Annotated in this window: 11 protein-coding genes and 1 pseudogene; 7 read left to right on the top strand and 5 right to left on the bottom strand. The window is 70.7% G+C overall.

Annotation, left to right across the window (positions count from 1 at the left end):
* The first annotated feature begins 91 nt into the window (after positions 1 to 91).
* A complete protein-coding gene (locus AC5L30_RS31465; RefSeq protein WP_494871772.1) occupies positions 92 to 481 on the top strand; it encodes a sigma factor in 390 nt (129 codons plus the stop codon).
* Here AC5L30_RS31465 and AC5L30_RS31470 read toward each other — a convergent pair.
* On the bottom strand, positions 390 to 2,621 hold the full coding sequence (locus AC5L30_RS31470; RefSeq protein ID WP_494871773.1) for a hypothetical protein: 2,232 nt from the start codon (positions 2,619 to 2,621) through the stop codon (positions 390 to 392). The two genes, AC5L30_RS31465 and AC5L30_RS31470, sit on opposite strands and share 92 nt — an antisense overlap.
* Before the next feature lie 37 nt (positions 2,622 to 2,658).
* Positions 2,659 to 3,006, bottom strand: coding sequence for a hypothetical protein (locus AC5L30_RS31475; RefSeq protein ID WP_494871775.1), 348 nt, complete (start codon positions 3,004 to 3,006; stop codon positions 2,659 to 2,661).
* A gap of 235 nt (positions 3,007 to 3,241) precedes the next feature.
* Here AC5L30_RS31475 and AC5L30_RS31480 point away from each other — a divergent pair, with 235 nt between their 5' ends.
* From AC5L30_RS31480 to AC5L30_RS31500, 5 genes are all read left to right on the top strand, one after another.
* Complete coding sequence (locus AC5L30_RS31480; RefSeq protein ID WP_494871777.1) at positions 3,242 to 3,709, top strand: FCD domain-containing protein; 468 nt, start codon at positions 3,242 to 3,244, stop codon at positions 3,707 to 3,709.
* A 13-nt stretch (positions 3,710 to 3,722) separates the two neighbouring features.
* Positions 3,723 to 6,482, top strand: coding sequence for a helix-turn-helix transcriptional regulator (locus AC5L30_RS31485; protein WP_494871779.1), 2,760 nt, complete (start codon positions 3,723 to 3,725; stop codon positions 6,480 to 6,482).
* Positions 6,483 to 6,680: 198 nt separating this feature from the next.
* A complete protein-coding gene (locus AC5L30_RS31490; RefSeq protein ID WP_494871780.1) occupies positions 6,681 to 7,256 on the top strand; it encodes a sigma-70 family RNA polymerase sigma factor in 576 nt (191 codons plus the stop codon).
* A 51-nt stretch (positions 7,257 to 7,307) separates the two neighbouring features.
* Entirely contained in the window at positions 7,308 to 7,583 is a 276-nt protein-coding gene (locus AC5L30_RS31495; RefSeq protein ID WP_494871782.1) for a hypothetical protein, read from the top strand.
* Positions 7,584 to 7,631: 48 nt separating this feature from the next.
* Positions 7,632 to 8,153, top strand: coding sequence for a MarR family winged helix-turn-helix transcriptional regulator (locus AC5L30_RS31500; RefSeq protein ID WP_494871784.1), 522 nt, complete (start codon positions 7,632 to 7,634; stop codon positions 8,151 to 8,153).
* 32 nt (positions 8,154 to 8,185) lie between these two features.
* On the opposite strand, the gene AC5L30_RS31505 is transcribed toward AC5L30_RS31500, so the two are convergent.
* Entirely contained in the window at positions 8,186 to 8,770 is a 585-nt protein-coding gene (locus AC5L30_RS31505; protein WP_494871785.1) for a cupin domain-containing protein, read from the bottom strand.
* Between the two features lie 208 nt (positions 8,771 to 8,978).
* Between AC5L30_RS31505 and AC5L30_RS31510 the strand changes: the two genes are divergently transcribed.
* Positions 8,979 to 10,079 (top strand): SMP-30/gluconolactonase/LRE family protein, encoded by a 1,101-nt coding sequence (locus AC5L30_RS31510; RefSeq protein ID WP_494871787.1) that lies wholly within the window; start codon positions 8,979 to 8,981, stop codon positions 10,077 to 10,079.
* A gap of 96 nt (positions 10,080 to 10,175) precedes the next feature.
* Here the strand turns inward: AC5L30_RS31510 and AC5L30_RS31515 are convergent, their stop codons facing one another.
* Positions 10,176 to 10,352, bottom strand: a complete 177-nt coding sequence (locus AC5L30_RS31515) for an SDR family oxidoreductase (protein ID WP_494871789.1) — start codon at positions 10,350 to 10,352, stop codon at positions 10,176 to 10,178.
* Between the two features lie 4 nt (positions 10,353 to 10,356).
* Positions 10,357 to 10,854, bottom strand: a pseudogene (locus AC5L30_RS31520) (SDR family NAD(P)-dependent oxidoreductase); the annotation flags it as partial.
* Positions 10,855 to 11,210: the final 356 nt, after the last annotated feature.

Here is an 11,210-nt window from a genome sequence, read left to right on the forward strand (position 1 = left end):
GGGGCAAACCGTGACAAAAGGATCTCTACCGACGAGGGGATGCCCTGTCCGATGTCCCGCCCGGGGGCACTCGTCCGACGCCGACGCCCGGATGCGTCAGCTCGTGTCCCGGCATTGCCGGTCGTTGACCCGCTTCATCTCGGCCATGTCCCCCGATCAGAGCACCGAGGACCTGGTCCAGGGGACGATGCTGCGAGCGTGGCAGAATCTGAGCGCGCTTCCGGCCGGCGAGCAGGCCGGCCAGCGCTGGCTGTTCACTGTCGCCCGGCATGTGGTCATCGACGACTGCCGCCGGCGGCGGGCACGCCCGACCGAGGTGGCGCCGCTCGCCGAGCAGGCCACGCCCGAGGATCTCACCGCCGCACGGAACAAGCCGTTCGTGGCCTCGATCACACCTGCCAGCGTGCCGGTCCGCCGTCGGCCGGTTCGTAGCGGAAGTAGCTGCCGGTGCGTACCGAGGCCCGGAGATGGGCCGCAGTGACGGGCGTGAGCGACTCGAGCCGGGTGAGCACCGTCCGGATGGCGCGCGTCGCGTTGACCCGCGCGCGTTCCGCCTCGGCGTTGTGCCCCCGGGTACGGCCGGCGAGTCCGGCGGCCCGCTTCACTTCGCCCACCAGGGCCTGCCGCTCGGCAGCGAGCTTCGTGGCACGCTCGACGTCGCCGGCGCGGTCGGCGGCATCCAACTGTTCGGCCAGGTCCGCGAGCCGCTTGCGGTACGCGGTGCGAGCCGTGGTGTCGAGCAGGGGATCAGGCGCAGATGTCACGAGTCCGGCGCCTCCCGCCACCAGGTCCAGGGCGGCGATCTCCTGACCGGGATTAGCCAGCAGCATGCGCAAATGCCGCAGCCCCCGCACGTCGTGCAGGCGCGCATGCTCCGAGCCCGCGTCGATGACCCAGTCGTCGCCGTCGTGCAGCAGTCGCCACACCTCGGCGCTCCGGCGGCCGTCGGGCCCGGCCTGGCCCCCGGCCGCCTTCAGGGACGGGGGCGCCGGGACGCCGGCCGGGGTCAGGCCGGCTGCCGGCAGGCCGAGCTCCTCGGCGATCGCTGCGGCCCGGGCCTGGTCGCCCCGAGCCGCGAGGGTGGCCGCCAGCCACGGCAGTGCCCCGAGCCGCTCCTCCTGGGCCGTCGCCTGGTCGAAATGGGCTCGGGCCACGTCGGAGCGGCCCAGCCGGGCGGCGAGCCGACCGAGATAGTCGTCGACCGGACCGGTGATGGTGTTCGCCCCGCCCCAGACGACGAGTCGGCCGGCATAGGGAAGGAGCGCGTCGTAGAGGGCCTGAACAGCCGCGGGGGCCGCGCCGAGTGACGCCACCAGAGCCAGGTCAGCCACGGCGCCGATCCAGCGGGGACCGGCCCCGGCCAGCACCGCCGGCAGCAGGCGGTCCACCTCGAGCAGAGCCTGCGCGACCTGACCCGACTCGGCCAGGGCCCGGGCCGCGGTCACCTCGAAGAAGTGGCCAGGCAGCCGCCGGGCGAGCGCCCGCAACGGCTCTACCTGGCCGGCCCCGTCACCGCGCAGCAGGGCCAGCCGGCCCACGAGCGACGCGGTCAGCCGGGCGGCGTCGGCCAGCCCGACCTGCCGCCCGGCCTCGGTCACCTCGGCGGCGAGCGCCTCGGCGAGTTCGAGACGGCCCCGGACCAGCGCCAGCACAGCCTGCCGGGACAGGGCGACGACTGCCGCTTCCGGGTCACCGTCGCGCTCCCCCGCCCGCGCGTACGCCACCAGGGCGGCCTCCGCCGCGTCCAGGTCGCCGAGCTCGGCCAGCGCGATGAACCGCCAGAACAGCCCGCGCCGCTCGAGTCCCGCGTCCCCGGCCCGGCGGGCCAGGTCGACGATCCGGGACGCGGTGGACAGCCGTTCGCCGGCGGCCGCCGGGTCCCACAACGCGTGCAGCCGGCCGTCCAGCACCTCGGCCAGGGTCCCGGGGTCATCAGTGGTCCGGGCCAGCCGGACCGCCTCGTCCACCAGTTCCCGCCGCCTCGTCGCGGCCGACGGATCGCCCAGCAGTTCGCCGGCCAGCCGTACGAGCACCCGGGCGCGGGCGGCCGGCGGCAGCGGCCGGGACGCGAACTCCTCCAGCAGCCGGATCAGCGCCATGTCGAGGGTGAGGAACTCACCGCGGGACGGCGAAGTGAGGGCCAGCTCCACCACCGCGTCCTCGCCGGAGCCCGGCGGCACGGCCGCCGCGAGATCGAGCGCCGGACCGGGCCAGCCCGCGGTGAGCAACCACACCGCGTGCACCGTCCCGGGCGGCCGTCCGGGCAGCAGCTCAGCCAGTTCCGCCTCGGTCAACGGGGCGAGATAGAGATGGCGGCCGGATCCCCTGGCCTCGGTCGCCGTGATCAGCACAGCCGCGCCGGCGCTGACCAGCCGGTCGACGTCCGCCGTCTCCGCGGTGCGCTCGGGTTCCAGGACCACCAGCCGGGGACCCGTGCCGTCGGCCGCAGTCGTCCGGCTCACCGGCAGCCCGCGTTCCCGGGCCAGATCCGCCGCGACGCCGGCCAGCTCCGTCTTGCCGGACCCGGAAGGGCCCACCACGGTCAGGCACCCACCCGCACCGGCGACCGCCTGGTCCAACCACCGTTGCACGGCGGCGAGCTCTCGGCGGCGTCCGATCATGATGCGAGCGTAGGCGGTTCGTCCCGTGTCACGGCCGTCAGGCCGGGCCCCCAGGCCGGCCGGCCGATCCCGCTGCGCCGTCGCCCGGCGCCGCCGACGGCCCGTGGGATCGGCCGCCGGCATCTCGCGGATCCCGGCCCGGGTGCGGTCGAGCCCGGACTCCAGCCGCCGCAGGTGCCCGGTGATGAGCTCGGTCCGTTGCTGCGGGTCGTCGGTGGCGAGGATCGACCCGACCTCGGCCAGGGGCGCATCGAGCTCCCGGAGCCGGTGGATGACCTGCGCCGTGCCGATCTGGTCGGGCCGGTAGTACCGGTACCTGGTGACCGGGATCCACCGTGGCCGGCTCCAGCAGCCCGGTCTGGTGATAGCGGCGCACGGTCCGCACGCTCAGGTGACTGAGCGTCGCGAACTCACCGATGGTCAGGCCGGGATCTGACCGACCCGCTCTTCAGCCACCTCAGCATCGCGCGGATAGCGGCTCGCTGGTGCTTCGCCAGCCAGGCTCATGTCACCCGGACGTTCCAGGCCCACTACTGCGTCTCGCCGTCGACGCTCCGCCGCGCGGCCGGCGCAGTGGGACCAGCTTGACATTCGATCGCAGGCATTATGCAATATATTTCATGTCAGATGACCGCCTGGTCAGACCCGGCGATGTTCGCGCCATGCGGGTGGCTCTGTCGGTGATCTCGGCCATGCACGAGCTAGCCGTGCGTGAGGCCCTCCCGAGTCTGGCGGCCACCGACTTCGCCGCCATGCGGCAGGCCAACAGGCGCTTGGCCGACGCCCTGCAGGCTGATGACGTTGACGCGGCGATCGCCGCCGACGACCAGTTCCACGCGCTTCCGGTCGCCGTCTCCGGCAACGCCGCCCTGCGCACGGTTCTCGAGCAATTCGCGCAGCCGCTCGGCCGGGCCGGGCGGCTGCGGTTCTCCGCACCGGGTGGCCGCGACCTGGTCGCCCAGCACGACCGCGTCCTCGAGCTGGGCGAGGCCGGCGACCTCGACGCCGCGGTTGCCGCCACCCGCGCCGAGTGGTTGAGCCTGGAGCCACTGCTGGGCCTGGCCGGTAACCGCCCGGACCCGGCCTGATAGAGACTTGGCCATGGTCAACCTGTTCGGGCGCGAGGTGGAGCTGGCGCGCATCGCCCGTTTCCTCGAGTCGGTGCGGCAGAGCGGTGACGTGCGGATTGTCCGCGGCGGCACCGGCATCGGCAAGTCGGCGCTGCTGGCGGCCGCGGCTGACCTCGCCGACGCCGATGGGTTCCAGGTGCTGCGCGCGGCCGGCTCACAGTTCGAGGCCGAGGTCAGCTATTCGCTGCTCAACCAACTGCTCCTGCCGCTGTACCCCGAGATCCAGCGGCTGCCGCCGGCGCTGCGCGACGCCCTCACCGTCGCCCTCGGCTTCGGGCCGGGCACGGCACCCGGCTCCCTGCTGGTCAGCAACGCCGCCCTGTTGCTCCTGACCACCATCGCCCGCCAGGCGCCCGTGCTGCTGATCGTCGACGACGTCCAGTGGATCGACCGGTCCAGCGCCGTGGTGCTCGGCTTCATCGCCCGGCGGGTGAAGGGATCATCCGTGGGCGTCATCACCGCGTCGCGGAACGGCACGGAGAGCTTCCTCGACCGCCGCGGCCTCACCGAGGCGATGGTCCAGCCACTGAGCCCGGACGCCGCCGCCCAGCTGGTGGCCGACCGCTTCCCCACGATGACAGCACAGGCCCGGCAACGCCTGCTCGACCTCGCTCAGGGCAACCCCCTGGCCCTCATCGAGTTACCGGCCACCTTGACCGATGCCCCCAACCACTCCTCGGAGCAGTCCGGCCTGGTGCCCCTGAACGAGCGGCTCCAGGAGGCGTTCGCCCGGCGGGTCGCCGGACTGCCCGACGCCACCCGACTGCTGCTCCTGCTGGCGACCTTCGAAGGCAGCGGCGACGTACGCGCCCTGCGTGGTCTGACCGACCTGGCCGACCTGGCCGCGGCCGAGCGGTCCGGGCTGGTACGGGTGGACGACGTCACCGGGCTCATCTCCCTGCGGCATCCGCTGCTCCGGTCGGCGATCGTCGCGACGTCCACCCACGAGGAGCGCCGCCACGCCCACCTTGTCATCGCCGACGGGCTGCGAGCAGACCCGGAACGCCGCGCCTGGCATCTGGCCGCCGCCGCGGCCGGGCCGGACGAGTCGGTGGCGGCGCAACTGGAGGACGCCGCCCACCGGGTGATGCAGCGCGGTGACGCCCTGGCCGCCGTCGCCGCCCTGGTCCGGGCAGCGGAGCTGAGCGCCACCGTGGAGGACCGCACCCGGCGGCTGGCCGAGGCGGCCTACGTGGGCGCGGAGGCCGGGGGCACCACCGATGCGACCACCCTGCTGGCCGACGCCGGAGTGACCGGCCTGACCTCGGCCGGATCGCTGCACGCGGCCAACGCGGCGGCCCTGCTCATGGTCAACGGCGACGGTGACGGTGACGTGCACACGGCCCACCGGCTGCTCGCCGGGGCGATCGAGACCGGCGACCACGACTGGCGGGCCGACGATCCCGCCCTCGACGAAGCGCTACACACGCTGCTCCTGCTCTCCTGGTACGCCGGCGACGTCGACCACTGGGACGTGTTCCACCGCGCCCTGGCCCGGGTCACCCCGCGACCGAACACCCTCCTCTCGGTGCTGAGCCGGACCTTCTCCGACCCGGTCCGCACCGGCGCGGCCGCTCTGCCCGAGCTGGAAGCGCTGATCTCCACCCTGGCCGACGAGCAGGACCTGACCCGGGTCATGCGAATCGGCACCGCCTCGACCCACGTCGACCGGCTCGGCGACAACCGGGAGCACTCCTGGCGGCTGGTCCGGCAAGGGCGTGAGGGAGGCGCGCCGCGACGGCAGCTCGTCGCGCTCATGCACCTGTGCCTCGACGACTACCTCACCGGCCGCTGGGACGAGATCGAGGAACTGACCCGGGAAGCCCTGGAGGTCTGCGCCGCCGGCGGACTGCCGTTCCTGAGCTGGTACTTCCTCTACAACAGAGCAGTCGTCGCGGCGGGCCGGGGCCGGAGCGATGAAGCCTTCAAGCTGGCCGACGAGATCACCCATTGGGCGCTGCCGCGGGGCGTCGCCAGCGCGACGGCCATGGCCCACCATCCCCGCGTCCTGGCGGCCACGGCTGACGGCGACTTCGAGGCTGCCTACCAGCACGCCACAGCCATCAGCCCGGCCGGCACCCTCGCGCCCTACGTCACGATCTCCACCTGGGTCATGTTCGACCTGGTCGAAGCCGCCCTGCGCACCGGGCGCAGGACCGAGGCCCGGACGCACGCCGAAGCCATGCGAACCGCTCAGGTCGCCGAACTGTCCTCCCGCATGAGGCTGATCCAGCACGGCGTCGACGCGCTCGTGCTCGACAGCGCGGACGCCGAAGCCCGTCTGGAACGGTCGCTGCAGGATCCCACCACCGAACGCTGGCTCTTCGAGGCATCCCGGATCCGCCTCGCCTTCGCCGAGCAATTGCGACGGCGGAAGAACATCACGTCGGCCCGCGCACACCTGACAGCGGCGCGTGACGGATTCGCCGCCATGGGCGCCGAGCCATGGCTGGCCCGCACGCTGACGGAACTCCGCGCCACCGGATACCGGCCGGTCGCCGCCGAGCGGCCGTCCGCCGCCCTGACCGCGCAGGAACTCGAGATCGCGAGCCTGGCCGCCGGCGGCCTGACCAACAAGCAGATCGCCGACCGCCTCTACCTCTCGCACCGCACGGTCGGCGCCCACCTCTACCGGCTCTTCCCCAAGCTCGGCATCTCGTCGCGGGCGGGGCTGCGTGATGCGCTCGCGGCGCACGACCTGGCGGCACCCCTCGGTTCCCGGCCGGACTGAGCAGGCTGCACCTGTCCACGACTGGCGGGAATGCCTTCCCGGCCGCATTGTCCGGATGACATGAGCTGCGCCACAATGCATGTGTGTATTCGTCGAGGAATCCGCTACACATCGGCGTAACTAGCGCTTAAGTAGAATTACACAGAGGTCCCCTTAGGCTTTTCCGTACCTACTGGAATTGCTACGGGGATGGATCCCATGACCACCGCGACAAGCATTGTCGACCGCCACACCACACCGGGGCGAAGCAGATTCGTCCCGGAGAGCCGGGGTTGCCGGGCCGAATTCCAGATGCGCGAGATCCACCGCAACAACGGTGGGGCGTTGCTGCACTTCCTGCGGAGCCTGATCTCCTCCGGCGCCTCGCACACCGCCGAGGACCTGGTCCAGGAGACCATGCTCCGGGCCTGGCGGAATCTCGACGCCGTACCGGTCGAGCCCGAGTCGCAGCGGCGCTGGCTGTTCACGGTGGCCCGCCGGCTGGCCATCGACGCGTACCGCAAGCGGCAGTCGCGGCCCGTGGAGGTCAGCCTCATCGACACCGAGCCGGCCGCATCCGGAGCGGGAGCCGCCGAGACGGTGATCGCCGAGCTCACGCTGCGGCACGCCGTCGGCGGGCTCAGCCCCGCCCACCGCTCCGTCCTGCAGGAGCTGTACGTCGAAGGCCACACCCTCGACGAGACGGCGACCCGGCTCGGCGTTCCGATCGGCACCGTCAAGTCCCGGGCTCACTACGCCACGCGGCAACTGCGCGACGCACTGATGGGTGCGTGAGTCTTCCGCGCCGGCGGACGGACCCACACCGAGGAGCCGAAGGGGCGAGGAATGCCGGAGAAGACACAGCACCTCGTACCGGCACCGCATTTCCATCAGCTCCTCGGGAGCCTTGGTGGGCACCTCTGCGACGACTTCGTCGCGGACCTGAGGACGCGGCTGGCCGAGGGCCATGTGGTCGAGGTCGCGAACGCTGTCGTGTTCGCTGCGGTCGGCACACCCGTGGCCCTGACCGACTCCGAGATCGATCTGCTGATCACCACGCTGGCCGGCCACGGGGAAGCCACCGCGATGGCCGAGACCATCAGGCGTACCGCATGCCGATGACCCCCGGGAATACGACGAAGTACAGCGACCAGGCCAGGGACGGACTCGATGGACCAGCATTCTGCAAGCCGGGCCGGCGTTCCGGTGCTGTCGCTGTCGGAGGAGCAGTTCTTCGACGCTTTCCTGCGCGCAGCGGCGGCAGTCCGGCGACGGGTCAGCGCCGATCTGCTGGAGGTGTACAACATCACGCTCAGCGACTACCAGACGCTTCGGCATCTGGCCGGTGCGCCGGGCCGCCGTATGCGCCTGCAGGACCTCGCCGAGGCCCGCTTTATATCACGCAGCCGGATCAGCCGGATGGTCCACAGCTTCGAGCGACGCGGGTTCATCGAGCGCGAACGGGCCGAGGGTGACCGTCGTGGCTGGTACGCGATCCTCACCCCGTCCGGGCAGGATTGGCTGGAGCGCTGCGAGCCGACGTACGCCTCGAGCGTGCACCGTCACGCCGTGAGCACGCTCGGCCCCGACACCATCCAGGTCATCACGGCTGCGGCCCACCTGCTCGCGTCGCCCGCCCGGCTGAAGGGCTTCGAGGCGCCGGGTGATGAAACGGCAACAGCCGGCAGATGACCCTCCGTCCGCCGGCCGCCCCTACCAGAGGATCAGGCCCAGTCGTCGGATCGAGGGAGGGGAATCACCTTGTGCGGATCCATCGACGCAACCATTGACGCAATCTTCTCGGGCGTCCACGGCGCCGGCATCCGGCCCGACGGATCGGGGTCGTCGCCGTGGTCGAGGAAGAACTGCTCGGGTCCCGCCGGCGTGTAGAAGACCAGCAGCGTAGCGGTCTCAGTGGTCAGATTCTTGAAGGCGTGCCGCGTTCCGCGGGGGATGTAGACGAAGTCGCCCGGGCCGGCGTCGAAGGTTGCCGAACCGTTGATGAAACGAAACTCGCCAGAGGCGATGTAGAAGGCCTCGTCCTCATCGCCGTGAGCGTGAGCGATGTTGCCGAATCCCGGAGCCACGTACATCTCGAGCAAGGACAACTGGCCGTCGGTCCGATCGCCGCTGACCTTGACGCGGGCCTGCTCCACTCCACCGTTGAGAAGCTTCAGCGGCCCTTCGTCCTTGCGCACCAAAAATCCGTTCGCGGCGGTCCAGATGGGATCACTCGGATCGGGAACAGGCACTTGCAGTTCCATGGTGATTACCGCCCCTGATCGTTTTTTGCCGGAAAGCCCGGTCATTCAGAGGAGGAAGTTAGCCGAGAACATTGTGGAGCTCAACGTGAGCATTGGCACGGACGATGAGCGAGCAGACAATGAATTCCGCCGCCTCCGACACGTCTGGCGATATAGGTTCTCTGCTCCTGGCCCAGCCACCGAGTCCCGGTCATCTCGGCCTCGGCCTCGGCCTCCGCCCCGCCGCGATCGTTATCTATCTCTCAGAAGATAGTTGAAAATTCATCATCAACATAGGCTCGCACAGTCGCTGAATTTTCAACATCTCAGAGAGGACCTCTCCGTGCGAAAGTCGAAGAGCAAGTCCGTGGGGACTGCCCTGACCCCCGTGCTGACCGTGCTGCTGTCGGCCGCCTTGGTCGGCACACCCGCCGCCGCTGCCGGACCTGCCCCGGTCACCCGACCGAACGCGCCGGCCTCGACGGCCCGGCCGTTCCCGGCCGTGCTGCCACTGCCGAATGGGTTCTCCCCGGAAGGCATCGTGATCCACGGCAAGCAGGCCTACACCGGATCGCTGTTCAACGGCGCGATCCAGCGCATCGACCTGCGGACGGGTAAGGCCGAGCAGTTCGCCGCGCCGCCCGGTGCGGGCCGGATCTCCGTCGGTATGGACGTCGACCGCTTCGGCCGGTTGTGGGTTGCCGGCGGCGGTGCCGGCGGACCGTTCCCAGGCATGGTCAGCAGTTTCCGGGTGTACGACACCAGGACCGGCGCCCTGCGGGCCGACGTGCCGTTCCCGGCCGCCGGATTCTTCAACGACGTGAAAGTGACCCGTGACGCGGCCTGGTTCACCGACAGTGCCGCTCCCGCGGCCCTAGTCCGGGTGCCGATCACAGCCACCGGCCGGATCGGTACGCCGCAGCAGGTCGTGCTCGGCGGTGACTGGGTCCCGGGCGGTGCCATCAACGCCAACGGCATCGAGGCGACTCCCGACGGCAAGCATCTGATCGTGGACCAGACCACGGCCCCCGGTGGGGGTGCCGCGCTCTACCTGGTGCCGGCCACCTCCTCGGGGACCGCCGTCGCGCGGCGGATCTCCCTGCAGGGCCACCTCGAGTCGGCCGACGGCCTGGTCCTGCTGAACCGGACCCTCTACGTCGTCACCCACGACGGCGTGGTCAAGGTCCAGCTGTCCCGCGCGCTGACGACCGGAGTGATCCGGGGTATCACCGAGGTACCGGGGGCCGCGTTCGCGAGCACGGGTGACGTGTTTGGTTCCCGTCTCTACGTCGTAGACGCCAACCTCGGCGACAACCTCGCCAATGTCGGCAACCCGGCCGCTTCGTTCGAGATCTCGGCGATCCGTCTCCCGTAAGTCCGCCCCGCCTGGCGGAGGTCCGACCGGAGGGAACCTCCGCCAAGGCGGCGACGTGCGCAGGGAACGCCGTCCGAGGGCAACGGGGCCGCCCGCCTACTGCGGCAGGCCCTGGTAATCAGCCTGGCCGGCGACCCGACCGCCGTCGACCAGGACATCGCTGCCGGTGACGAACGAGGACTCGTCGGAGGCGAAGAACAGCACGGCCTGGGCGATGTCCTCGGGGGACGCCGACACGGTCAAGCGCGATGTTGCCGGTGGGGAAGTCGACACCTTCGGTCATCGGGGTCCTGATCTGCCCGGGGTCCACCATGTTCACCCGGATGCCGTCCCGGCCCAGCTCCAGGGCAGCCGTCTTGGTCAGTCCCCGCAGACCCCATTTAGAGATCACGTAGCCGAGCATGCGTGGCACGCCCTGGGAAGCTGCCACCGAACCGATGTTGATGATCGATCCGCCCCCGGCGCGTCGCATGCCCTCGGTGACTGCCTCCAGGCCGTTGAAGGCCCCGATGAGGCTGACGTCCAGCGTCTGCTGCAATCGCGCGACGTCCCAGTTGCCAAGAACGCCGGAATCGGCGACGCCGGCGTTGTTGACCAGGATGTCGACTGGCCTGAAAACCGTCTCGGCCTCCCGGACCACCTCGACCCAGCCCGCCGGGGACCGGACGTCCAGTCGGCGAGCTAACACGTGGGCACCCAGCCGCGCTGCCAGTTCCTCGGCGGCGCTGGTGTCGACATCGGCGGCGATCACGTGAGCGCCCTTGGCGGCGAGCAGGCACGATGGCCGCCCCTATCCCTTCGCCCCGCCGTTGACGATTGCTGCCTTGCCCTCTACCCGTTTCATGTCCGATTTCCTTTCCGGACTGGCGTCCCGGCGGCGGAAAAACCGGGCCGTCACTTCGACTGTTCATTGTGGACTGAAATATCGACGGCCAGGCGATCTAGCTGCGGATTTGCAGCCTAGGATCTACGCCCTCAAACTCAGGGTTCTGGTCCACTGCCTAGACTGGTGGGGTGTCCGAGGCCGAACAATTCGACGAGCGCGAGCGACGCGCCTGGTACAGCTTCCTGACGATGCAGGAGGACCTGCGTCGGCACATCAACCGTCAGCTTCTCGCCGACTCCGGGCTC

Source organism: Micromonospora sp. BQ32 (genome assembly GCF_059358895.1).

Coding starts and splice junctions, on each gene's coding strand:
- AC5L30_RS31500 (WP_494871784.1), top strand. CDS start 7,632: ATGGACCAGCATTCTGCAAGCCGGGCCGGCGTTCCGGTGCTGTCGCTG.
- AC5L30_RS31505 (WP_494871785.1), bottom strand. CDS start 8,770: ATGACCGGGCTTTCCGGCAAAAAACGATCAGGGGCGGTAATCACCATG.
- AC5L30_RS31480 (WP_494871777.1), top strand. CDS start 3,242: ATGTCAGATGACCGCCTGGTCAGACCCGGCGATGTTCGCGCCATGCGG.
- AC5L30_RS31470 (WP_494871773.1), bottom strand. CDS start 2,621: ATGATCGGACGCCGCCGAGAGCTCGCCGCCGTGCAACGGTGGTTGGAC.
- AC5L30_RS31490 (WP_494871780.1), top strand. CDS start 6,681: ATGACCACCGCGACAAGCATTGTCGACCGCCACACCACACCGGGGCGA.
- AC5L30_RS31465 (WP_494871772.1), top strand. CDS start 92: ATGCGTCAGCTCGTGTCCCGGCATTGCCGGTCGTTGACCCGCTTCATC.
- AC5L30_RS31485 (WP_494871779.1), top strand. CDS start 3,723: ATGGTCAACCTGTTCGGGCGCGAGGTGGAGCTGGCGCGCATCGCCCGT.
- AC5L30_RS31495 (WP_494871782.1), top strand. CDS start 7,308: ATGCCGGAGAAGACACAGCACCTCGTACCGGCACCGCATTTCCATCAG.